Source organism: Streptomyces durocortorensis (genome assembly GCF_016901035.1).
Taxonomy (GTDB): Bacteria; Actinomycetota; Actinomycetes; order Streptomycetales; family Streptomycetaceae; genus Streptomyces; species Streptomyces durocortorensis.
Window position 1 is genome coordinate 8,258 of the sequence record NZ_JAFEUF010000045.1, and the last position, 21,736, is coordinate 29,993.

Below are 21,736 nucleotides of genomic sequence, written 5' to 3' on the forward strand. Positions count from 1 at the left end.
CCCCCTTGCGCCCCCCCCCCCCCACCCCCGTTATTCTTTCCCTCTTAAAAAAACACACCCCGCGGGGCGGCCCCCCCCCCCCCCCGGCGGCCCCCCCCGGGCGCTCCCGCCCGCCCGTGGTGGGACCGGGAGCGGGCGGACCGGGTGGGAGCGGGCCGGACCAGGTGGGACCGGGTACCCCTCACCGCGTCGCCTAGGCTCGACCCATGCGCCAGCGCCCCATCGGCACCGCCACCCGCGGGACCACCAACCCGAACCGGCTGCGCCGCATGGACCGCTGGATCGCCGACGCCCACGGCCCCGCCCTGCGCCGCGCCGGGACGCCGGTGGCCGTCGATCTCGGGTACGGGGCGGCCCCCTGGACCGCCGTCGAGCTGCTGGGCCGGCTGCGCACCGCCGAGCCGCGCACCGCGGTGGCGGGCATCGAGATCGACCCGGAGCGGGTCGCGGCGGCGAAGCCGTACGAGCGCGAGGGCCTCACCTTCGTGCACGGCGGCTTCGAGGTGCCGCTCGCGGTGCGGCCCACGCTCATCCGGGCGGCGAACGTGCTGCGCCAGTACGACGAGGACCAGGTCGCCGAGGTCTGGGCACGGCTGTGCTCGCGCCTCGATACGGACGGGCTGCTGGTGGAGGGGACCTGCGACGAGATCGGGCGCCGGCACGTGTGGGTGGCCCTGGGGCCTGAAGGGCCGCGCACGGTCACCTTCGCGACCCGGCTCGGCTCGCTGGAGCGCCCCTCGGACCTCGCGGAACGCCTGCCGAAGGCGCTGATCCACCGCAATGTGCCGGGCGAGCCGGTCCACGCGTTCCTGCGGGACTTCGACCGGGCATGGGCGGCGGCCTCCCCCTACGCCTCGCTCGGCGCGCGGCAGCGCTGGATCGCGGCGGTGCGGGCGGTGGCGGCCGACTGGCCGGTGACGGACGGGGTACGGCGGTGGCGGCAGGGCGAGGTCACGGTGGCGTGGAACGCCCTGCGCCCCACCGGGCACTGAAGTCTTCCCCGATCGGGCAGAGATCGCCCGCCGCGGGAACGCCACGGGGGCATCGTTCGTCCCTGTGGATGGGGGGGGGGGACGGACAGGGATGACGAAGTGGCCCTGTACGGGCGGTATGTGACGCGTCAGGTGCCGTCGACCTCTGTTGCTTTGGGGGACGACATGGCACGATCGCGACGTTGTCGAACGTTACTGACGGTAAGTCAGATGCGTGCCCGGAGAGATACGCGCCCGGAGGGGGAGCTCGTGAACCGACGCCACTGCGCCACTGCCGCGATCACGCTGGTCTGTGCGCTGGCCCTGCTGACGTCCACGGGCCAGGCCACGGCCGCCCCCGTTCCGGTCCCCTCGCCCTCCCCTTCCGCCTCCTCCCCCGCCGGCTCGCCGCCCCGCTACTCCACCGCGGACCTGGAGAAGGTCCGCGAGCAGATCGAGACGCTGTACCGGAAGGCGGGCGCGGCGACGGACGCGTACAACCTCGCCGAGGAGCAGACGAAGAAGCAGTCCGGCGAGATCGTGAAGCTGGCCAAGGCGATCGTCGAGGGCCAGGCGCGCATCGCCGCGCTGAAGGACCGGGCCGGTGCCCAGGCCCGCGAGCAGTACCGCAACGGCGGCCTGCCGCCCGGCGCGCAGTTGGCCCTGAGCGACGACCCGAAGCTCTTCCTGGACGGGATCAACAAGGTCCACCAGAGCCAGCAGGCCTCCAAGTCGCTCCTGACCGAGCTGAACCAGACGCAGCAGGACCTGGAGACGTACACCCAGGACGCCAGCGCCAACTGGGAGAAGCTGGAGACGAACCGGGTCAAGCAGGCCAAGGCCAAGAAGAAGATCAACGCCCAGATCAAGGCGGCGGAGAAGCTCGAATCGCAGCTGGAGAAGAAGGAGCGCGACCGGCTCCGCCAGTTGGAGCGGGACGCGGCGGACGAGGCGCAGACCGCCTGGCTCTCCTCCGGCGCGGTCAAGGACGTCAGCGGCGAGGCGAGCGAGGCCGGAGCGGCGGCGGTGGCCTTCGCGACGGCGCAGATAGGCAAGCCGTACGTCTGGGGAGCGGAGGGCCCGGGTTCGTACGACTGCTCCGGTCTGACGTCCCAGGCCTGGCTGGCGGCGAAGCGGCCGATCCCGCGCACCTCGCAGGAGCAGTGGCGGCTGCTGCCGCGCATCGACATCCAGGACATGCGCCCCGGCGACCTGATCATCTACCACGCCGACGCCAGCCATGTCGGGATGTACGTCGGCGACGGCGCGATCGTCCACTCCCCGCGCCCCGGCCGCAACGTCACGCTGGCGGGCGCGGGCTCGATGAAGATCCTCGGGGTGGTCCGCCCGGACAAGTAGGGCACGCCCGGACACGTACGGGGATCCGCCGGGGTGACCCGGCCCACGTGAGCGGGGCCACGACGCCGCCGGTGGGGCGCGTGATGTTTGTCATGGGCGCTTCCGGCCTCGTACGGCGGTCCATCGCGCCGGATCCGTGTCGGGACGCGGCTTATGACGGCGCATATGACAGGGGCCGGTCCCCGTGGGCCATTCCGTTCCCCCGCCGCGGACCGCTATCGTCCCCGACTGGCGGATCGTCGATCGTCGACCCGCCGCGCCCTCGGGGGGAGGGAAGGAAACCCGAACCGATGCCCGTACCCGTACCGCAGCAGCGCTCCGTGCCCGCTGCGGAGACCTCCCACGGCGACCTCACCCTGCTGGTGATCGAGGACGACCCGGCGGGCACCACCATCACCGTCCCCGAGCTCTCGGCCGCCGCCGGAACCCGGGTCCGTATCCGTACCGCCCGCAACCTCACCGAGGCGGCGCGACTGCTCACCGACGACGTGGACTGCATCCTGCTGGACCTGGCGCTGCCGGTCGCGGGCCCCGGAGAACCCGACCCCGGGCGGACCGAGCCCCTCTCCGAGCGGGCCGACGAACTGGCGGCCCTCACCCACGTACTGCGCATCGCCCCGCTGCACGCGGTCCTCGCGCTGACCGCCGAGGACGACACCGAGCTGGCGGCCGAGGCGGTACGGGTCGGGGCGCAGGACTACCTCTTCCGGGGCGAGCTGGACGCGCGCGTCCTGAGCCGCGCCATCCGGTACGCCGTGGAGCGCAAGCGCGCCGACATGGCCCAGCACCAGCTGACCGAGTCCCGGCTGCGCGCCCAGGAGAACGCCCGCCTGGAGCGCGGCCTGCTGCCCACCCCGCTGCTGGAGGGCTCCGGACTGAGCTTCGCCGCCCGCTACCGCCCCGGCCGCAGCCGCGCCCTGCTCGGCGGCGACTTCTACGACGTCGTCCGCACCCCGGACGGCACGGTCCACGCGATGATCGGCGACGTCTGCGGCCACGGCCCGGACGAGGCGGCGCTCGGCGTCGAGCTGCGGATCGCCTGGCGGGCGCTGACCCTGGCCGGGCTGTGCGGGGACGAGCTGCTCTCCACGCTCCAGCAGGTGCTGGAGCACGAACGGCAGAGCGAGGAGATCTTCGCGACGCTGTGCACGGTCGACATCGCGCCGGACGGGCGGCGGGCCGGACTCTGCCTGGCCGGACACCCCGCGCCGCTGCTCGCCCGCCACGGCCGGCCGGCGCGGCTTCTCCCCTACGAGGACGGCGGACCGGCCCTGGGGCTGCTGCCGCGGGCCCGGTGGCCGCGCCGTCAGGTCGAGCTGGGCGGCGCCTGGAGCCTGATGATGTACACGGACGGGCTCATCGAGGGGCGCGTGGGGACCGGCGGCAGCGAGCGGCTCGGCCAGGACGGCATGGTCGCGATGATCAACGGCCGGCTGACGGAGGGCCTGACCGGCGACGAACTGCTGGAGACGGCGGTCGCCGAGGTGCGGGAGCTGAACGGCGGCGAGCTGACCGACGATGTGGCGGTGCTGCTGCTGGGCCGCGATCCGGAGCGGATACGACGATGGGGCGGCAGCGCACCGCGCTCCCACCCCGCGTCCGTCGACCGGCCGCCGTCGCCGCCCGCGGGGGCGGCGAGGGCTCAGCGCCCGCCGTTGTAGGGACCGTACGGTCCGTCACTGCTGGAGCCGCCCTTTCGGCCGCCCGAGACCTGCTTGAGCGCGGGACGCACGTCGACCATGAAGACGATCGACGCGATCACGCCGGCGATCTGGAGGAAGAAGAGCGAGGCGGGAAGCAGGTTCACGGCGACGGCAATGCCAAGGATGATCAGCCAGAAGGACTTCTTCTTCTTGTCGGCGGCACGGTAGGCGTCCTCACGGGCGGTCGCCGCGAAGACGAACGCGACCACGGCCAGCACCAGCATCGCCAGATAGAGCAGCTGGAGGAGTGAGCCGAATGCTGAGAGCAACATGGTGTGTACCGCCTAGTGAGTGTGAGCGCCCTGCGGCCGTGAAGGCCAAGGTACCGGGACAACGAGCCGGCCACCCGTAAAGGTGCCCACCCCGCGCCCCGGTCACGCGTACCGCGCCCTGGAACGACCCGTAGGGGCCGGACCTGCGAGGGTCCGGCCCCTGGAGGGCCGGTCCCTGGGGGTCACTTGCCGTCGGTCGGCGGGGTCTTCCTGGCCGCGGGCTTGCGCGGCGCGGGCGCCTTCTTGGCGGGCGCGGCCTTGGCCTCGGCGGACTTCACCGGGGCGGCGGGCGAGGCCTTGGTGGCAGCGGGCTTGGCCGAGCCGGCTGCCACGGGCGAGGTCTTCGTCGCGGCGGGCTTGGCGGCGGGCGAGGCCTTCGTCGCGGCGGGCTTGGGGCTCGCCTTCGGCCGACTCTTCGGCTCGGCCTCGATGACGGCGGCGATCTCGACGATCTCCTCCGCGGTCTCCCCGCGCCAGGTCCGTACGGTCTGCTCGCCGTGCTCGGCGACCTTCTCGTACGTCTCCCGGGCCTTGATCGCGTACTCGGCGGCCACGCCCACGCTGCGGAGCGCCAGGTCCTGGGCGTTCTCGCCCAGCTTCTTCAGGTCGGCGGCGTCGAACGAACCGAACACCTCGGTGACCTTCGCCTGCACGGTGGCCTGGGCCTCCTTGGCCTGCGTGGTCACCTTCTCCTGCACGGCCTTGGGGTCGGTGTTGCGCACGGCGTCGATCCGCTCGGGCGCCTCGGACCGCAGCTGCTCGATCAGTGCCGGGACCTTGCGCGCCTGCTGCACGGCCAGGTCGGCCGTACCGGCGGCGAAGTAGAGGGGGGTGGGGTCGGTGAGGGTCTTGCGCAGGTCATCGGTGATGGCCATGACTGTGGTCCTCCCGGATCATCAGAACCAGCTGTTAGCTGTTGTGAGGGTCTTGGTCTTCGGTGACGTCTTCGGTGACGTCATTGGTGGAGCCCGTACCGGCGTCGTCGCCGTTACGGGGCGGCCCGGCATCGCGACCCGCGTCGGTTTCGGCGCCGGCTTCCGCGTTCACACCGTCGTCCGTTGCCGCTGCCGTTGCCGTTGCGGTTGCCGCTGCCGCGTCCGCTTCAGCGTCGGGCCCGGGGGCGAATCCGTTCTCGCGGCGGAAGGAGTCGTAGATCTGCAGCAGAACGTTCTTCTGCCGCTCGTTGATCGACGGATCGGCCAGAATGACCGCCCGCGTCTCCAGCTCCTCCCGCTCCCGCTCGTCGAGGATCCCCGCACGGACGTACAGGGTCTCGGCCGAGATCCGCAGCGCCTTGGCGACCTGCTGGAGCACGTCCGCGCTGGGCTTGCGCAGACCGCGCTCGATCTGGCTGAGATACGGGTTCGACACCCCGGTGGCATCGGCGAGCTGCCGCAGCGAGAGCTGCGCTGCACGGCGCTGCTCCCGCAGGTACTCACCGAGATTGCCGACGTTGAGTGATGCCATGACCCGATAGTGCAACACCCTTGCTAACTTTTGCAAGCACATGCTTGCAAAAGTGTCGCGCGCCACGGCTTACAGCCAGGCCGACGCGCCGCAGGGTGCCGTCCCCGTATCGCTGCAGGTACAGGCGTTTCCCGTGCCCGGCAGCGTGGATCTCGACGCAGGGGACGGCCGGAAATGACCTCGTACGGCACAGCGGCGCCCGCGCTGCCCGCGTACCGGGACATGAACGTGCTGCGCTGGCTCGCCGCCCACACCGCCTCCGTCACCGGCGACGTGGTGTACTTCCTCGCCCTCTCCTGGTCCGCCACTCGGGCCGCAGGGCCGTCGCAGGTCGGTCTCGTGATCGCTGCCGGGGCGTTACCCCGGGCGGTACTCATGCTCGGCGGAGGCGTCGTGGCGGACCGGTTCGGGCCGCGCCGGTGCTGTCGGCGCCGGCGACGCGACGCGCTGCGTGACGGACTGAGCTACATCCGCCGGCATCGGATGCTCGCACCACTGATCACGGTGATCGGTCTGAGCGAGATGTGTTTCAGCGGTCCGGTCGCCGCCGGCCTGGTGCTCCTGGCGGACGAACGCGGCTGGGGCGCTGCGGGCATGGGGTGGATCGCGAGCGCGTTCAGCGTCGGGGCAGCCGCCGCCGCGCTGCTGCTCGCGGTACGGGCCCGTGTCCCGCGCGCCGGGCCGGCGATGTCCGGCGCGTTGCTCGTCACGGCCGTGGGAGCGGTCGCCCTGGGGCACACGCGGCCCCTGCCGTACGCCGTCGCCTTCGGCGCGTTGATCGGGCTGACCAACGGGGTCACCGCGGCGGTCACCGGCGCCCTGGTCCAGACGGAGACCGAGCCCCGCTATCTGGGCCGGGTCACCTCGGTCACGACCCTGTGCGCACTGGGGCTCGCCCCGATCCTCTTCCCCGTGGTCGGCATCACCGTGGCCGTGTGGGGCGCCGCCATGTTCTTCACTGTGTGCGGTGGAATCTGCCTGCTCGCCGCGGTGTTCGGTATCGCTGTCCCGGTGTTGCTTCGCGCCGAACTCCGGGAACCCGGGCCTGCACCGTCGCTACCGCCGCTGCACTCGCCCCCGCCGTCGACCTCGACCTCGACCGAGCAGTGACCACACACCGTGCCCCGCCCCGCCCTCCCGAACCCGAACACCCGCCTCCCGGGCATTGCCTTCGAAGATCATTCCATTGGAGCCTGGGCAGCATGCCGAATCAACCGACCTTCGTCCTCGTCCACGGAGCCTTCGCGAACTCGTTCTCCTTCGCGCCGCTCCAAGCCGAACTCGGCCTGCTCGGGCACCGTTCGGCCGCGGTCGACCTCCCGGGGCACGGGTTCGAGGCCACCTTCCCCGCGGCCTACCAGGCTCCACAGGATCTCGAAGGCCTCGCCGCGGAACCGGGGTCCATCAAGGGCGTCACCCTCGCGGACAGCGTGGCCCGCGTGATCGAGGCCCTCGAACGGGCCAAGCGGAACGGGCCCACGGTCCTCGTCGGACACAGCCGGGGCGGCGCCACCATCACCGCGGTCGGCAATCTGCGGCCCGACCTGGTCGACCACATCGTGTACGTCTCCGCCTGGTGTCCGGTCGACCTGTCCGTCGGCGACTACTACGCCGAGCCGGAGATGGCGGACGTCGACGCGGGAGCCCTGGCCCTCGCGCTCGTCGGGAACCCGGCCGAACTCGGGCTGCTGCGGGTCAACTTCCGTACGGCCGACCCGGGGGCGATCGACGCGTTCCGGCACGCCTTCGCCGCCGACCTCACCGACGACGAGTTCCGCAACTTTCTCAACACCTTCCAGCCCGACGAGAACCTCGACGTCGGTACGTCGGCCGACCGGGCGCAGGCCGCGACCTGGGGCCGGATACCCAGGACCTATGTGCGCCTGGCCGCCGACACCAGCGTGCCGCCCGCCGTGCAGGACCGCATGATCCGCGAGGCGGACGCCCTCACCCCGGACAACCCCTTCGACGTCCGGACGCTCGAAGGCAGCCATCTGCGCTGGCTCGTCCACCCGAAGCCCGCCGCCGAGCTGCTCGCCGGCCTCACGGTGAGCTGACACCCGCGACAAGCCGACACTCCCGCCCACCCGGCCCACCGATCAGAGGTGGAGCCGCCACGGGCCTCGCCATGCTGCCCGCCGGCCCTCGGCGTGGCCGTCCTGTCCACCCTGGCCGCCGGGCGGACCGAGGCGCTCGGCGCCGCCGGACTGTCCTCGGCCGAGGCTCTGACCGGCGGCTACCGGCTGGCGTTCACGGTCGGTGCGGGACTCCTCGCCGCTGCCTTCGTCGTCGCGGCCCTGATGTTCCGGTCGGGGCGCACCGGCGGGACGCCCGCGCACCGCGACGGCGAGGCGGGCCGCCCGGTGACGCGCTCTGTCCCGCGGGCCGTCCGGACGGGCGGCAGTGCTCGGCCATGAACGGTCCGGCGGCCGCCTATGGTCGATCACGCATCACCATGTCGAAGGCCACGGAGGAGACCAGGCATGAGCACGCGTTACGCCCCGGGCGACGACCGCACCCCGATCGCGTCCCCCGACGCTTCCCCCGACGCCTCACCCACCGGCCCCACCTCCGCACTCACCATGCCCGCCTCCGCACCGGCGGCCCCCGTCGGCCGTGCCTTCGACGCCGTGCTCTGCGACCTCGACAACGTCGTCCGCTTCTACGACACCGCCCCGCTCGCCGCCCTGGAACGGGCCGCCGGGCTGCCGGAGGGCGCGACGACCGAGGTCGCCTACGCGCCCGAGGTCGATCTCCCGCTGCTCCTGGGCCGGATCACCCCCGCCGCCTGGGTGGATGCCATCGCCGCGGGGCTCACGGACCGGGTGGGCGCGGACCGGGCCCGCGAGCTGGGCCAGGCCCTCGCGGACGCGCCCGTCCGGGCCGACGAGGAGGTGGTGGCGCTGCTGCGACGGGCCAGGACCCACGTTCCTCTGGTGCTCGTCACCAACGCCACCCTCCAACTGGAGGACGACCTCGCCCTGTTGGGTCTGACCGATCTGGCCGACGCGGTCGTGAGCAGTGCGGTGGAGCAGGTGGCCAAGCCGGACCCGGCCGTCTACCGCATCGCGGCCGAACGGGCGGGCGTACCAGCGGCGCGGTGCCTGTTCGTGGACGACCGGCAGGAGAACGTCGACGCGGCCGCCGCCCTCGGCATGACCGGGGTCCTCTACCGCGAACCGGCTGACCTGCGCGCCGCGTTGGGGTCCTGCGCGGAGTGGGCTCCGCGCCCGGCCGGGAGCGGTGACCCCGTGAATCGGGAGCGGTGACCCCATGGACCGGAAGCGGTGACCCCGCGGACCGGAAGCGGTGACCCCATGGGCCGGGAGCCGGAAGTGCTGTCCGGTGGGATGGCCAACGCCGGAGCCGTCCTCCGCCACGGTGACGCCGTCGAACGTCCCGCCCCACCGCACGTCGCCGCCCTGCACGCCTATCTCCGGGCGCTGCGCGGGCAGGGGTTCGACGGCGTGCCCGCGCCCCTGGGGGTCTCCGCCTCCGGTCTCCGCGAGCGGCTCTCGTACGTGCCCGGCGAGGTCGCCGTCGCCCCGCACCCGGCCTGGGCCTGGACGGACGAGGCCCTGCGCTCCGTGGGGGCGCTGCTCCGGCGGATGCACGAGGCGGCGGCGGTCGTACGGTTCGACCGCGCGGCCGGCTGGCCCGCCGACCTGGCCGACCCGGAGGGGGCTGCGGCTCCCGGCGCGGTGGTCTGCCACAACGATGTGTGCCTGGAGAACGTGGTGTTCCGGGACGGTCGCGCCGCCGCCCTCATCGACTTCGACCTGGCTTCGCCGGGCCGCCCGGTGTGGGACGTGGCCATGGCGGCGCGTTACTGGGCACCGATGCGGGGGCGCGCCGGACTCGAACTGCCCCACCGGCTACGGGTCCTGGCCGGCGGCTACGGACTGGGGCGCGCGGACCGGGCCGCGCTGCCCCGGGTGATCGAGCAGGCCACCGCCGTGTGCCGGGCGTTCGTCGAGTCGCGGGTGGCGCGGGGGGACGCGGCGTACGCGGCGGCGTACGAGGAGAGCGGCCGTGCGGAGTGGGACCGGCATCAGGGCCGACTGGCGGACCGGCGCCACGAGCTGACCGCCGCCCTGCTCGCCGACTGACCACCGTGGACCGGCCGACCGTGACACCGGCCGCGCGACCACGTGCCCGGCCCGCCCCTGACCGGCCCACGCCCCTGACCGGTCCACGCGCCGGACCGGTCCACGCGCCCGACCGGCCCGCGCCCTCAGCCGCGCGGCCCCGGCTCGAGGCCCGTCCGCAGCTGGACGAACGCGTCCTCGGCCGCCTGGACCGCGCCCGCGTAGACCCGGTCGGCGCTCTCCCCCGCGTCGATCCGACTCCAGTTGTCCAGGGCCAGGATGCGCAGGACGGCGACGATCTGCCCGGCCGCGAGCCGGTCGGCCGCCCCGCCGCCCAGCGCCCGGGCGAGGGCCGCCTCGGAGCGGCCCTGGTAGGCGTACATCCGGGCCACCAGCGACGGCGTCCCGTACAACAGGCCGAGGAAGGCCAGCACTTCGGGTACGTCGCACAGGCCGGTCACCGGGTCGCGGCGGTCGAGGCCGTCGAGGAAGTGGCGGCGCAGGGCGTCCAGCGGGCTGTCGCCGGAGGCCCGTCCGGCGACCACCCGGGCGGGCTCGTCCTCGTGGTCGGCGAACCGGTGCAGCACCAGGTCCTCCTTGGCGGGGAAGTACCGGAACAGCGTCGGCTTGGAGATGTCCGCCGCTGCCGCCACCTCCGCCACGGACACCTTGTCGAAGCCGCGCTCCAGGAACATCGCGATGGCGGCGTCGGAGACCGCCTGGTAGGTCAGCTGCTTCTTGCGCTCCCGCAGACCGAGCGGCGCCGAACCGGCGGCCCGCTGCCGCGCGTGACCGGCGGCCTGCCCGCCGGAACCATGGCCGGACCCGCTTCCGGTCCGGGGGCCGGGCCCGCTTCCGGACCGGGAGCCGGGCCCGCTTCCGGGCTCGTTCCCCGGTCCGCCCACGGACTCGTTCCCGGCGTTCTCTCCGCTCATGACCATGAAGCGTACGCCCTTGATCTCAAGCGGACTTGACGTCGCCGCCCGGGGCGCGGGAGCCCTCGGCCGTCCTGCGGATCAGCGCCTCCACACCGTCCAGCAGGCGTTCCATGCCGAAGGTGAACTCGTAGTCCGGGTCGTCCGGCTCCGTGAACACCCCGGACTCCAGCAGCCGGGAGATCCCGGGGTGCCGGGCGGGGTCGACCAGCCGCCTGAGCGTGCGCTCGTAGGACGCCATCACGTCCTCGGGCGACACCCCGCGCGCGGCCACGGCGGCGGTCAGGTCGGCCATCAGGACCGCCTCGCTGCGGACGAAGTTGGAGACCAGCAGGACCACCGAGATCTTGTCGCCCTCATCGAGCCCGCTGCCCTCCAGCGCCTGGAGCCCCTGCTCCCACCAGGCCAGCGAGTTCGGGGTCGCGGGCGGGCCCCCGACGGGGATCCGGAGCAGCCAGAGGTGGGCGTGGAACCGGTCCCGCTGCGCGGACGCCCACTCGGCGAGCGCCTCCCGCCAGCCCGCGCCGGACTCCAGGGCGGACAGCGGTTCCGGGGGCCCGAAGGCGGTCTCCTGCATCAGGACGTACAGCTCGTCCTTGGCGGAGACGTACCGGTACAGGGACATCGTGGACGCGCCGAGCTCCTTCGCGACCCGGCCCATCGACACGGCCCCGAGCCCTTCGGCCGCCGCGAGGCGCACCGCGGCGGCCACGATCCGCTCCAGGCTCAGGCCGGGCTTCGGGCCCTTCGCCGGGCGGTCCCGCAGCCCCCAGGCCGCCTCCAGGCTGGCCGGCAGGTCGCCGCCGGCCGCGCTGCTCTTCTCCGTCACCGCATCCCCTTCGCCCGGCGTCTCGTCCACGCCGCAGCCGCGCCCCGCGCCCCCGTTCGCCTTGACCCCATCCTAGGGATGCGTAATGCTTACGCAATAACGCGTATGTCATACGCAGAAGGGGGTCCTGACATGACCGACCCGATCCGGCCGAGCGGAGACTCCGCCCCCGCCATCGAGGCGTACGGCCTCACCAAGTCCTACGGGAAGCCCGCCGTCCGGGTCCTCGACGGCATCGACCTCCAGGTCGGGCGCGGCACGGTCTTCGCCCTGCTCGGGCCGAACGGGGCCGGCAAGACCACCGCCGTACGGATCCTCGCGACGCTGACCGAGGCCGACTCCGGCACCGCCCGCGTCGCGGGGTACGACGTCGTCGCCGACCGGGGCGCGGTGCGCCGCTCCATCAGCCTCACCGGCCAGTTCGCCGCCGTGGACGAGACCCAGACCGGCGAGGAGAACCTGCGAATGATGGCCCGGCTCACCGGACTGCCCCGGGCCGGGGGGGGGGGGGGGGGGGGGGGGGGGGGGGGGGGGGGGGGGCGGGGGGGGGGGCGGGGGGGGGGGCGCCCCCCCGGGGGCCCCGGGGGGGGCGGGGGGGGCGGGGGGGGCCCCGCCCCCGCCCCCGCCCCGGCCGCCGCCGTGCTCCCCCCCCCGCCCCCCGTCTTCACCCTCCTAATCTGCCCCCGCCCCCCCCCCCCCCCGGGGCCCGGGCCCGGGGGCCGGGCGGCGGAGCTGCTGGAGCGCTTCGACCTCACCGCGGCCGCCCGTCGCCCGGTCCGGACGTACTCCGGGGGGATGCGCCGCCGGCTCGACCTGGCCGCCGGGCTCGTCGCTTCACCGGAGCCCGGGGTGTTCTTCCTGGACGAGCCGACCACCGGCCTCGACCCGCGCAGCCGCCAGGAGCTCTGGGAGATCGTCCGGCAGCTGGCCGCACGCGGGGCGACCGTCCTGCTCACCACCCAGTACCTGGAGGAGGCCGACCGCCTCGCCGACCGGATCGCGCTGCTGAACCAGGGCCGGATCGCCGCCGAGGGCACCGCCGCCGACCTCAAGTCCCGCGTCGGCGGACACCGCCTCGACCTGGTCCTCACCAGCCGCGAGGCCTACCTCCGCCTGGCCGCCCGAGCCGTCCACCACTCCCCCGAGACCCTCACGCTCGGCCTGCCCACCGACGGCTCGGCGGCCCAGGTGCGCGCCCTGCTCGACGAGATCGACCCGACCGGCCACGAGATCGAGAGCTTCGGCCTGCACAGCGCGACCCTCGACGACGTCTTCCTGACCCTGACCTCGAACGCGCCCACGCCCCCGGAGGCATCCACCCATGTCTGACACCGCCGTTCGGCGCAGCAGCCCGGCCCGGCTCCCCGACGGGGCCGCCCGCGACCCCGGGCGCGGGGCGGGCCCGCTCACCCACACCGCCGTCATGGCCACCCGCGCCCTGCGCATCAGCAGCCGCAACATCGACGCGCTGATCACGTCCCTGGCCCTGCCGATCATGATGATGCTGATCTTCGTCTACTTCTTCGGCGGCGCGATCGACACCGGCGCGGACTACGACTCGTACGTCATGTACGTCGTCCCGGGCGTCCTGCTCCTGTCCGCCGGGTTCGGCGCCGCGACCACCGCCACCGCCGTCAGCGAGGACATGAAGGGCGGCATCATCGACCGCTTCCGCTCCCTGGACGTGGGCGGTACGCCGGTGCTCGCGGGCCATGTGGCGGCCAGCACCGTCCGCAATCTCTGCTCCACCGCCCTGGTCTTCGGTGTCGCGCTGCTGATCGGCTACCGCCCCGCCGCCTCCTGGAGCGGCTGGCTCCTGGTGGCCGCCGTGCTGGTCGCCTACATCGTGGCCCTGTCCTGGATCTCGGCGGCGATCGGTCTGCTGGCCAGGACCCCGGAGGCGGCGAGCGGCTTCACGTTCTTCATGTCGTTCCTGCCCTACCCGAGCAGCGCGTTCGTCCCGACCGAGAACATGCCGGACTGGCTCCACGGCTTCGCCGACCACCAGCCGATCACCCCGGCCATCGAGTCCCTGCGCGGGCTCCTGCTCGGCCAGGACGTGGGCAGCACCCCCTGGATCGCGCTCGCCTGGGCGGCGGGGATGCTCGCCGTGGCGATCAGCGCCTCGGGGACGCTGTTCCGGATCCGGACGCGCTGACCCCGGGACGCAGACTCCTCAGAACACGTCCGGGCACCACGGCCGCCGCCCCGTACGGAACACCGCGTCCGCCGTCGCCGCCGCACCCGCCCGCAGCTCCTCGACCCGGCCCAGGTCCACCAGCCGCCGCACGGACTCGTCGCCCAGATACAGCGTGGACAGCTCCCCGACCCCCAGGGCCAGATCGGCGCTCCGGGTGGTCGGCGTACAGCGGGCACCGGAGCCCGAGGCGTCCAGCAGGAAGCGGCCCCCGGCCAGCCCCGCCTCGTCCCGGACCTCCAGGACGAGCGACGCGTCGGTACCGTACGTCCGGGCCTCCAGGGCGCGCGGCACATCCAGCATCCGCAGCCACAGCCAGTCCGTGTCGGTGATGATCCGGGCCGCGCGCGGGTCGGGGAGCAGCAGCGGGAGCAGGTCGTCGGGGGCGCGGTAGCCGGAGCGGACGGTGGCGATCCAGTCGACCGAGCAGAGGTAGTGCCACAGGGCCCGCTCCGCCGCCGGGTTCAGCGCGATCATATCCCGTACGGAAGCGGTGTTCAGCGGCTGCTTGGAGTCGCCCCACTTGTCGTCCACGCCGTACACCAGCAGGCCGTCGACCTCGCCGTTCGCGGCGCGGTGCACCACGTAGAACGGCTCGGTCCAGGTCTCGTGATCCGCGCGGGGCGCGACGCCCGTATGCGTCCGCCACCAGCGCTCGCCACGGCTGACGATTCCGGGCTGCCGGGCCGCCAGCGCGGCGTGCACCTCGGGGCCGGTCTTGCGGATGTCCGCGCCGTCCACCATCTCGATCCGGCCGCCGTCCGCCGGCTGCCCGGAGCGGCGCGGGTCGAGGCCGGCCCGGCGTACGTCGACCTCCCACTCGGCGGCCCGGGCGGCGGGGCCGAAGCCGTACCGCCCGTAGATCGGGTACTCCGCGGCGATCAGCGAGGCGACCACCTCGCCGCGCTCCTTGGCCGCCGCCAGGTCCGTCGCCATCATCCGGCTGAGCAGCCCGCGGCGGCGGTGCGTGGGCGTCACCGTCACCCCGGTGACCGCGTCGGCCGTCACGGTGGCCCCGCCGACCACGGTCAGCTGCTGGGCGAACGAGCGGTACGTCGCCACGCACCGCCCGGCGTCGAAGACGCCCTGTACGCGGGAGAGGTCGACATCGGCGCGACGGTCCTTGACCAACTCCTCGCTCGGCAACCCCCCGGCGGTCAGAAAGCCGGTCCGCACCGCCCTCATCCAATCAGGGAACTCGGACGGGGCGACGGTACGGACATCAGGACTCATTCCTCCACGCTAGGCAGGCACGGTTCAGAATGTCGCGCGAATTTCCCCGACCTCGGCCGCCCCGCCGAGCAGCGGCGACCGGCCGATCCTGGCGACCACCGGGGCGTCCACGCCCAGCAGCTCCAGGGCGCGGGCGAGCACCGGGCCGAGCGCCCGGACCGACCCGTCGTCGATCTTGAAGGCCAGGGCCCGCCCGTCGGCCAGGGCGACCGCCTGGACCGCCTCGGCGCCCATCTTGGAGAGCGTCCCGGGCACCTCGCGCATCAGCCAGGTGTCCGGGCGCCGGGTGCCCGCGACGTACTCCGGGTGGGCGCGCATCGCGTCCGCGACCCGGCGCTCGGCGCTGCCGGGCTCCGCCAGAACGAAGGAGCGGAAGGCGCGGGCCAGACCGGTCAGCCCGATCGCCATCAGCGGGGCCCCGCAGCCGTCCGTGCCGAGCGCCGCGACGGGCTCGCCCGCAGCCTCGGCCACGACCTGGCCGACGAGCTGCTGGAGCGGGTGGTCCGGGGCGAGGTAGGTGGCGGTGTCCCAGCCGTTGCGGACGCAGACGGCGAGCATCGCGGCGTGCTTGCCGGAGCAGTTCATCGTGATCCGCTCGCGTACGTTCCCGGCCGCGAGGTACGTCTCCGCCTCCACAGGGTCCAGCGGCAGGTCGGGCGGGGTCTGGAGGTCGGCGGGGCTCAGTCCGTGCTCGGCGAGCATCTTGCGCGCGAGGTCGAGGTGGAAGGGCTCCCCGGAGTGGCTCGCGGAGGCGAGCGCCAGCCGTTCGCCCGACAGGTCGAGGTCGGCCCGCAGGATCGCGGCGGCCTGCATCGGCTTGTTGGAGGACCGGGGGAAGACCGGCGCCGCCGGGTCGCCGATCGCCCGCTCCACGCTGCCGTCGGCGGCCAGCAGGACCAGCGATCCGCGGTGGTGTCCCTCCGTGAACCCGGAGCGCACGACCTCGGCCAGGACGGGCGGGACGGGGGCCGGAGCGGAGGGTATGGCGGACGGGGAGTCGGTCGACGTCATGGTGGCCTTCCGGGGACGGGGGTGCGGGACACCCGCGCCCGGAAGGGTCGCTTCAGGCGAGCAGGTCGTCCACTTGTGCTTCCCCGTCACGGTACCTGCGGGCGATCTCCGCGCCGCAATCGTCGGCCGTGCGCTGGAGCTCGTGACGGCGCCGGGAGACCTGCTGTTCGTAGCGGACGAGCCGGCCCATCGCCGTGTGCAGCTCCTCGTCCGTCCGGGCGTCCAGGTCGGACAGCTCGACCTCGGCGAGGTTCTCCGCGGCGAGCTGCCGGAACTCGTCGCCGCGCGGCGTCGCCAGCGTGACGTGCCGGGCGGAGGAGCGGTGCCGGGACGGGGTGTCGGCCAGGATCTCGGAGAGCCGGTCGACCACGGCGGCGTCCTCCACCGGGGCCTCCGGATTCCGGCGGCGGGCCAGCTCGGCACGGAGGATGTCGATCCGGCCCTGCACGAGTCGGCGTACGTAACTGAGATCGGCCTCGTCGCGCTGGGCGTCCCGGCGCAGCGTCCGCAGCTCCGGCAGCCGCAGCCCGCCGAATCCCGCGTCGCCGCCCGCCTGCTCCGGCACGGCGGCGGCGGTGGCCGGCGCGGGTGGCCGTGCGGGGCCTTGTCCCGGCAGACTGCGCTGTACGGGTGACCGCAGGGTGCTGGTGCGGTGACGTGCGCCCGGTACGGCACCGGGAGATTGTCCGGCTCCATATGTACTCATGCTGTTCCGTCCCCTCGACCGGTGCGTCGGCACACCGACATCGTGCATCGTGCCACCCCGCAGCGTGCCGACGCAGGCGCTCTGTACCCGTTCAGCCCAAGATAGGTTGGTCTGTATGCGTGCAGTGGTACAGAGAGTGGATGGTGCGAGCGTCTCCGTCGCCGGTGCGACGGACGACCCCTCGGCCCCGGGAATCGTCGGGGAGATCGTCGGTGAGGGCCTGTGTGTGCTGGTCGGGGTCACCCATGACGACACCCCCGAGAAGGCGGCGCAGCTGGCCCGCAAGCTCTGGTCGGTGCGCATCCTGGAGGGCGAGAAGTCCTGTTCCGATGTGCATGCGCCCCTCCTGGTGATTTCTCAGTTCACTCTCTACGGGGACGCCCGCAAGGGGCGCAGGCCCACCTGGAACGCCGCGGCGCCGGGCGAGGTCGCCGAGCCGCTGGTGGACGAGGTGGTGGCGCAGCTGCGGGCGCTGGGGGCGCACGTGGAGACGGGCCGGTTCGGAGCGGACATGCGGGTCTCGCTCACGAATCACGGCCCGTTCACGGTGATCATCGAGGTGTAGCCGTACGCCGTCGGACCGTACGCGGTCGGGACGGGTTCCTACGGCTCGACGACCGTCTCCTGGGCCGCCGCCGTGTCCCCGGCGATCAGCTCCGCGTCGACGGCCACGTTCCGCTTGACCAGGGCCAGCGCGATCGGGCCCAGCTCGTGGTGGCGGGCCGAGGTGGTGATGAAGCCGAGCTGGCGGCCCTCCTGGCCGTCGGCGGCCAGCCGTACCGGCGTGCCGTGGCCGGGCAGGTGCACCTCGCTGCCGTCCAGGTGGAGGAAGACGAGGCGACGCGGCGGCTTCCCCAGGTTGTGGACGCGGGCCACGGTCTCCTGGCCCCGGTAGCAGCCCTTCTGGAGGTGGACGGCGGTGCCGATCCAGCCCAGCTCGTGCGGGATGGTGCGGTGGTCGGTCTCGAAGCCGACGCGCGGCCGGTGCCCCTCGACGCGCAGCGCCTCGTACGCCAGGATCCCGGCGGCGGGGCCGTGGGCGGCGGCGAACGCCTCCAGCTCGGCGCGCGGCAGGAACAGGTCCCGGCCCTGCGGGGTCTCCCGTACGGTCACCCCGTCCGGGACCTCCGCGATGGAGCCGGCCGGGAGGTGGACGAGCGCGATGTCCGCGGTACGGTCGGCGACCTCGACCCGGTAGAAGAACTTCATCGACTCCAGGTAGGCGATCAGATCGGCCTGGGTGTCGGGTTCGACGTGCATCCACACCGTCGTGCCGTCGTCGACCAGGTACATCGCGTGCTCGATGTGCCCGTTGGCGGAGAGGATGAGGGACTCGGTGGCCCGGTGCGGGGCGAGGTCGCTGACGTGCTGGGTGAGCAGCAGGTGCAGCCAGGCCAGCCGGTCGTCGCCGGTGACGGTGACGACGCCCCGGTGGGAGAGGTCGACGAAGCCGTTGCCGTCGGCGAGGGCGCGTTGCTCGCGGAACAGGTCGCCGTAGTGCGCGGCGACACCTTCGTCGCGGCCTTCGGCGGGGACGGCGCCGGGCAGGGACAGCAGGGGGCTCTTCATGTGCCCAGCCTACGACTTGGCGGAACGGTCCTTCGCGGCGTCCTGCGCCTTCTCCGTCGCCTTGCCCGCCGCCTTCGCCGCCGTGCAGCCCGCGCAGCGGCCGAAGATCGCGAAGTGCTTCATGTCGGTGTCGAAGCCGAAGTCGGCGCGCAGCTTCTCCGTGAAGTCGGCGACGACGGAGACGTCCGCCTCGATGACGTCCTTGCAGTCCCGGCAGACCAGGTGGATGTGGTGGTGCCGGTCGGCCAGGTGGTACGAGGGGGCGCCGTGGCCGAGATGCGCGTGACTGACGAGCCCGAGCTCCTCCAGCAGCTCCAGGGTCCGGTACACCGTGGAGATGTTCACGCCGGACGCCGTCCTGCGCACCTCGCACAGGATGTCGTCCGGAGTCCCGTGCTCCAGGGCGTCGACCGCCTCCAGGACGAGCTGCCGCTGAGGCGTCAGCCGGTAGCCGCGCTGCCGAAGGTCGGTCTTCCAGTCGGTGGTCACCACACGCCCAGTCTAGGGCGTGTGGTCAAACCCCGGCCGGTCCCGCGTCACTGCGAGGTCTACTTGAAGAAGGCGATGCCGTCGTCCGGCATGTCCTCGAGGTTCCGCGCCATCTCCGCGACCTCCTCGGGGGTGACGACCTTCTTCAGGTGCGCCGACATGTACGGACGCAGCTCGACCTCGGGGGTGGCCTTCTCGCCGACCCACATCAGGTCGCTCTTGACGTACCCGTAGAGCCGCTTGCCACCGCTGTAGGGGCCGGAGGCCGCCGTGCGGGCGACCGCGTCGGTGACCAGGTCGATCTGCGGCTTCTGGTCGGCGAGCTCGCCGTACCAGATCTCGATGACGCCCTGGTCGCGGGCCATGACGACCTCGACCTTGCGGTCCTTGTCGATGCGCCAGTAGCCGGTCTCGGTCTCCAGCGGCCGGACCTGCTTGCCCTCTTCGTCCAGGACCCAGGTGCGGGAGACGTACTCCAGGAAGTCGCGGCCGTCGTGGCTGAAGGTGACTTCCTGGCCGAAGTTGCACTTCTCGGCGCCGGGGAAGTCGGACACGCCCGCGCCCGCCCAGTTGCCGAGGAGGAAGGCCAGCGGGACGAGGTCCGGGTGGAGGTCGGACGGAATCTCGATCATGAGCGGCTCAGACGATCTGTGAGGGTGCGAGGGGTGGGCGGAAACCGGCGGCCGACGAGGGTCAGCGCTGGCCCTGGTACAGCTTCTTCACGGTGATCGCGGCGAAGGCGGTGACGCCCACGCAGACCAGGATCAGCAGGGCGGAGAAGAATGCCTCAAGCACAGGGGGCTCCTCGTGACGAGCGGGTGGCGGCGGTGACAGGGCCGGGCCCCCAGCCTAATGGGTGGGGGCCCGGCCTTCTCGTTCAGGTGCCGGGCCGCGCCCGCGGGGTGACCCTCAAGCCGGCAAGGAGGTTGCGCACCGGACGATTACAGTTCGGCATATGCCGAAGAAGCTTGTGATCAAGGTGACCGCCGGGCCCGAGGCCGCCGAGCGCTGTTCGCAGGCCTTCACCGTGGCGGCCGTGGGCGTCGCCAGCGGGGTGGAGGTCTCGCTCTGGCTGACCGGGGAGTCCTCGTGGTTCGCGCTGCCGGGCCGGGCCGCCGAGTTCGAACTGCCGCACGCCGCCCCGCTGCCCGACCTGCTGGACTCGATCCTGGCGGGCGGCCGGATCACCCTGTGCACCCAGTGCGCGGCCCGGCGCGACATCACGGAGAAGGACGTGCTGGAGGGCGTACGCATCGCGGGTGCGCAGGTCTTCGTGCAGGAGGCCATGGCGGACGGGACGCAGGCGCTCGTCTACTGACCCCGGGCCGGGACCGGCCTCAGCGCCGCCTCTTGCCGTCCAGCTCGTCCCACCACTCGTCGGACTTCGGGTCGCCGGAGGGGTCGTCCCACCAACGGTCGTCCGGGCCACGCCGGTTGGCGATCATCGCGGCGATCGGCGGGATGACCATGGCGACGACGCACATGCCGATGGCGACGGGCATGGACCACAGGCGCACCACGGCCCAGGCGGACACGAAGAGCACGATGCATCCGCCCATCATCAGGAAGTAGCTCTTCCTGCGTCGGGCGTACATGCTTCCAGCGTAGGACGCCCGACTCCGGACGGCACGAAGGGCCGCACCCCGCGTCAGGTGGCGTCCAACCCCCTGGGGTGCGGCCCTTCGGCCGTTCGGTGTGCCGTACGGATACGGCGTGCCTCGGATCCCGTGAAGGATCAGACGGCGATGGCGACCTCGGAGAGACCGCCGGTCTGGGCGACGACCGTGCGGTCGGCGCTGCCGCCCGGAACCAGGGCGCGGAGCGTCCAGGTGCCCTCGGCCGCGTAGAACCGGAACTGCCCGGTCGCCGAGGTCGGGACCTCGGCGGTGAACTCACCGGTCGAGTCCAGGAGGCGCACGTAGCCGGTGACGGGCTCGCCGTCGCGGGTCACGCTGCCCTGGATGGTGGTCTCACCGGGCTTGATCGTCGAAGCGTCGGGGCCACCGGCCTGTGCTCCACACATGGTTCTGTCCTTCGGGTCGTCGTGGTGCTGGTCGCTGGGTTACTTGTTGGCGCCGAGCTCGATCGGCACGCCGACGAGGGAGCCGTACTCGGTCCAGGAACCGTCGTAGTTCTTGACGTTCTCCTGGCCGAGCAGCTCGTGGAGCACGAACCAGGTGAGCGCGGAGCGCTCACCGATGCGGCAGTAGGCGATGGTGTCCTTCGCCAGGTCGACCTGCTCGGCCTCGTAGAGGGCCTTCAGCTCGTCGTCCGACTTGAAGGTGCCGTCGTCGTTGGCGTTCTTCGACCACGGGATGTTGCGGGCGCTCGGCACGTGGCCGGGGCGCTGCGACTGCTCCTGCGGGAGGTGGGCCGGGGCGAGCAGCTTGCCGCTGAACTCGTCGGGCGAACGCACGTCGACCAGGTTCTGGCTGCCGATGGCCTTGACGACGTCGTCGCGGTAGGCGCGGATCGACTCGTCCTGCGGCTTGGCCGTGTACTGCGTGGCCGGGCGCGTGGGGACGACGTCGGTCAGGTCGCGGGAGTCCAGCTCCCACTTCTTGCGGCCGCCGTCGAGGAGCTTCACGTTCTCGTGGCCGTACAGCTTGAAGTACCAGTAGGCGTACGAGGCGAACCAGTTGTTGTTGCCGCCGTAGAGGACGACCAGCGTGTCGTTGCCGATGCCCTTCTCGCTGAGCAGCTTCTCGAAGCCGGCCTGGTCGACGAAGTCACGGCGGACCGGGTCCTGGAGGTCCTTGGTCCAGTCGATCCGGATCGCGTTCTTGATGTGGTTCTTCTCGTACGCCGAGGTGTCCTCGTCCACCTCGACGATCGCGACCTGCGGGTCGTCGATGTGGGCCTCGACCCAGTCGGCGTCTACCAGGACGTCGCTGCGGCTCATGTTGT

General features: G+C 72.8%; 26 protein-coding genes. 12 read left to right on the forward strand and 14 right to left on the reverse strand.

Annotation, left to right across the window (positions count from 1 at the left end; all coding sequences use genetic code 11):
* The first annotated feature begins 206 nt into the window (after positions 1-206).
* The 3 genes from JS521_RS12010 to JS521_RS12020 all read left to right on the forward strand — a co-directional run bounded on the left by JS521_RS12010 (position 207) and on the right by JS521_RS12020 (position 3,991).
* Positions 207-992, forward strand: a complete 786-nt coding sequence (locus JS521_RS12010; protein WP_205082747.1) for a class I SAM-dependent methyltransferase — start codon at positions 207-209, stop codon at positions 990-992.
* Between the two features lie 249 nt (positions 993-1,241).
* On the forward strand, positions 1,242-2,330 hold the full coding sequence (locus JS521_RS12015) for a C40 family peptidase (RefSeq protein ID WP_205082749.1): 1,089 nt from the start codon (positions 1,242-1,244) through the stop codon (positions 2,328-2,330).
* A 290-nt stretch (positions 2,331-2,620) separates the two neighbouring features.
* Positions 2,621-3,991 carry a PP2C family protein-serine/threonine phosphatase gene (locus tag JS521_RS12020; RefSeq protein ID WP_205082750.1) on the forward strand — a complete coding sequence of 457 codons (1,371 nt, stop codon included), beginning with the start codon at positions 2,621-2,623 and terminating at the stop codon, positions 3,989-3,991.
* Here the strand turns inward: JS521_RS12020 and JS521_RS12025 are convergent.
* The 3 genes from JS521_RS12025 to JS521_RS12035 form a co-directional block, all read right to left on the reverse strand.
* On the reverse strand, positions 3,973-4,305 hold the full coding sequence (locus JS521_RS12025) for a DUF2516 family protein (RefSeq protein WP_205082752.1): 333 nt from the start codon (positions 4,303-4,305) through the stop codon (positions 3,973-3,975). The genes JS521_RS12020 and JS521_RS12025 overlap by 19 nt on opposite strands.
* 182 nt (positions 4,306-4,487) lie before the next feature.
* Entirely contained in the window at positions 4,488-5,180 is a 693-nt protein-coding gene (locus JS521_RS12030) for a hypothetical protein (protein WP_205082753.1), read from the reverse strand.
* A gap of 34 nt (positions 5,181-5,214) precedes the next feature.
* On the reverse strand, positions 5,215-5,772 hold the full coding sequence (locus JS521_RS12035) for a helix-turn-helix domain-containing protein (RefSeq protein ID WP_205082755.1): 558 nt from the start codon (positions 5,770-5,772) through the stop codon (positions 5,215-5,217).
* A gap of 174 nt (positions 5,773-5,946) precedes the next feature.
* On the opposite strand from JS521_RS12035, the gene JS521_RS12040 reads away from it, so the two are divergent.
* The 5 genes from JS521_RS12040 (at position 5,947) to JS521_RS12060 (ending at position 9,881) form a co-directional block, all read left to right on the forward strand.
* Entirely contained in the window at positions 5,947-6,882 is a 936-nt protein-coding gene (locus tag JS521_RS12040) for an MFS transporter (RefSeq protein WP_205082756.1), read from the forward strand.
* Between the two features lie 92 nt (positions 6,883-6,974).
* Positions 6,975-7,829, forward strand: a complete 855-nt coding sequence (locus JS521_RS12045; protein WP_205082758.1) for an alpha/beta hydrolase — start codon at positions 6,975-6,977, stop codon at positions 7,827-7,829.
* Between the two features lie 93 nt (positions 7,830-7,922).
* On the forward strand, positions 7,923-8,189 hold the full coding sequence (locus JS521_RS36600; protein WP_372448573.1) for a hypothetical protein: 267 nt from the start codon (positions 7,923-7,925) through the stop codon (positions 8,187-8,189).
* A gap of 165 nt (positions 8,190-8,354) precedes the next feature.
* The gene (locus JS521_RS12055; protein WP_205082784.1) at positions 8,355-9,041 is read left to right on the forward strand and encodes an HAD-IA family hydrolase; all 687 of its coding nucleotides are present in this window, start codon (positions 8,355-8,357) and stop codon (positions 9,039-9,041) included.
* 48 nt (positions 9,042-9,089) lie between these two features.
* Positions 9,090-9,881, forward strand: a complete 792-nt coding sequence (locus JS521_RS12060) for a phosphotransferase (RefSeq protein WP_205082786.1) — start codon at positions 9,090-9,092, stop codon at positions 9,879-9,881.
* Positions 9,882-10,006: 125 nt separating this feature from the next.
* Here JS521_RS12060 and JS521_RS12065 read toward each other — a convergent pair whose 3' ends face one another.
* Both JS521_RS12065 and JS521_RS12070 read right to left on the reverse strand, forming a co-directional pair.
* Entirely contained in the window at positions 10,007-10,801 is a 795-nt protein-coding gene (locus tag JS521_RS12065) for a TetR family transcriptional regulator (protein ID WP_239487150.1), read from the reverse strand.
* A 19-nt stretch (positions 10,802-10,820) separates the two neighbouring features.
* On the reverse strand, positions 10,821-11,624 hold the full coding sequence (locus JS521_RS12070; RefSeq protein WP_205082761.1) for a TetR/AcrR family transcriptional regulator: 804 nt from the start codon (positions 11,622-11,624) through the stop codon (positions 10,821-10,823).
* 132 nt (positions 11,625-11,756) lie between these two features.
* On the opposite strand from JS521_RS12070, the gene JS521_RS12075 reads away from it, so the two are divergent.
* Entirely contained in the window at positions 11,757-12,953 is a 1,197-nt protein-coding gene (locus JS521_RS12075; RefSeq protein WP_205082762.1) for an ATP-binding cassette domain-containing protein, read from the forward strand.
* Positions 12,946-13,782, forward strand: a complete 837-nt coding sequence (locus JS521_RS12080) for an ABC transporter permease (RefSeq protein ID WP_205082764.1) — start codon at positions 12,946-12,948, stop codon at positions 13,780-13,782. The genes JS521_RS12075 and JS521_RS12080 overlap by 8 nt, the downstream gene beginning before the upstream one ends.
* Positions 13,783-13,800: 18 nt before the next feature.
* Here JS521_RS12080 and JS521_RS12085 read toward each other — a convergent pair whose 3' ends face one another.
* The 3 genes from JS521_RS12085 to JS521_RS12095 are packed head-to-tail and all read right to left on the reverse strand — an operon-like array spanning position 13,801 to position 16,771.
* A complete protein-coding gene (locus tag JS521_RS12085; protein ID WP_205082765.1) occupies positions 13,801-15,054 on the reverse strand; it encodes a GNAT family N-acetyltransferase in 1,254 nt (417 codons plus the stop codon).
* Between the two features lie 24 nt (positions 15,055-15,078).
* Positions 15,079-16,065, reverse strand: coding sequence for an asparaginase (locus tag JS521_RS12090; RefSeq protein WP_205082767.1), 987 nt, complete (start codon positions 16,063-16,065; stop codon positions 15,079-15,081).
* Positions 16,066-16,117: 52 nt separating this feature from the next.
* Complete coding sequence (locus tag JS521_RS12095; protein WP_239487151.1) at positions 16,118-16,771, reverse strand: RsiG family protein; 654 nt, start codon at positions 16,769-16,771, stop codon at positions 16,118-16,120.
* A gap of 115 nt (positions 16,772-16,886) precedes the next feature.
* Between JS521_RS12095 and dtd the strand changes: the two genes are divergently transcribed.
* The gene (dtd, locus tag JS521_RS12100; protein ID WP_205082769.1) at positions 16,887-17,336 is read left to right on the forward strand and encodes a D-aminoacyl-tRNA deacylase; all 450 of its coding nucleotides are present in this window, start codon (positions 16,887-16,889) and stop codon (positions 17,334-17,336) included.
* 38 nt (positions 17,337-17,374) lie between these two features.
* Here dtd and ygfZ read toward each other — a convergent pair whose 3' ends face one another.
* The 3 genes from ygfZ to JS521_RS12115 are packed head-to-tail and all read right to left on the reverse strand — an operon-like array spanning position 17,375 to position 19,461.
* Positions 17,375-18,340 (reverse strand): CAF17-like 4Fe-4S cluster assembly/insertion protein YgfZ, encoded by a 966-nt coding sequence (gene ygfZ / locus JS521_RS12105; RefSeq protein WP_205082770.1) that lies wholly within the window; start codon positions 18,338-18,340, stop codon positions 17,375-17,377.
* A 9-nt stretch (positions 18,341-18,349) separates the two neighbouring features.
* A complete protein-coding gene (locus JS521_RS12110) occupies positions 18,350-18,832 on the reverse strand; it encodes a Fur family transcriptional regulator (RefSeq protein WP_205082772.1) in 483 nt (160 codons plus the stop codon).
* A 56-nt stretch (positions 18,833-18,888) separates the two neighbouring features.
* Positions 18,889-19,461 (reverse strand): heme-binding beta-barrel domain-containing protein, encoded by a 573-nt coding sequence (locus JS521_RS12115; RefSeq protein WP_137234855.1) that lies wholly within the window; start codon positions 19,459-19,461, stop codon positions 18,889-18,891.
* 323 nt (positions 19,462-19,784) lie between these two features.
* On the opposite strand from JS521_RS12115, the gene JS521_RS12120 reads away from it, so the two are divergent.
* On the forward strand, positions 19,785-20,147 hold the full coding sequence (locus tag JS521_RS12120; RefSeq protein WP_030590567.1) for a DsrE family protein: 363 nt from the start codon (positions 19,785-19,787) through the stop codon (positions 20,145-20,147).
* Between the two features lie 19 nt (positions 20,148-20,166).
* Here JS521_RS12120 and JS521_RS12125 read toward each other — a convergent pair whose 3' ends face one another.
* The 3 genes from JS521_RS12125 to JS521_RS12135 all read right to left on the reverse strand — a co-directional run bounded on the left by JS521_RS12125 (position 20,167) and on the right by JS521_RS12135 (position 21,731).
* Positions 20,167-20,424 carry a DUF3099 domain-containing protein gene (locus JS521_RS12125; RefSeq protein WP_205082773.1) on the reverse strand — a complete coding sequence of 86 codons (258 nt, stop codon included), beginning with the start codon at positions 20,422-20,424 and terminating at the stop codon, positions 20,167-20,169.
* Positions 20,425-20,564: 140 nt separating this feature from the next.
* Complete coding sequence (locus tag JS521_RS12130) at positions 20,565-20,852, reverse strand: DUF1416 domain-containing protein (protein ID WP_003968135.1); 288 nt, start codon at positions 20,850-20,852, stop codon at positions 20,565-20,567.
* A gap of 39 nt (positions 20,853-20,891) precedes the next feature.
* Positions 20,892-21,731: a sulfurtransferase gene (locus tag JS521_RS12135; protein ID WP_093807668.1), complete on the reverse strand. Its 840-nt coding sequence runs from the start codon at positions 21,729-21,731 to the stop codon at positions 20,892-20,894.
* Positions 21,732-21,736 lie beyond the last annotated feature (5 nt).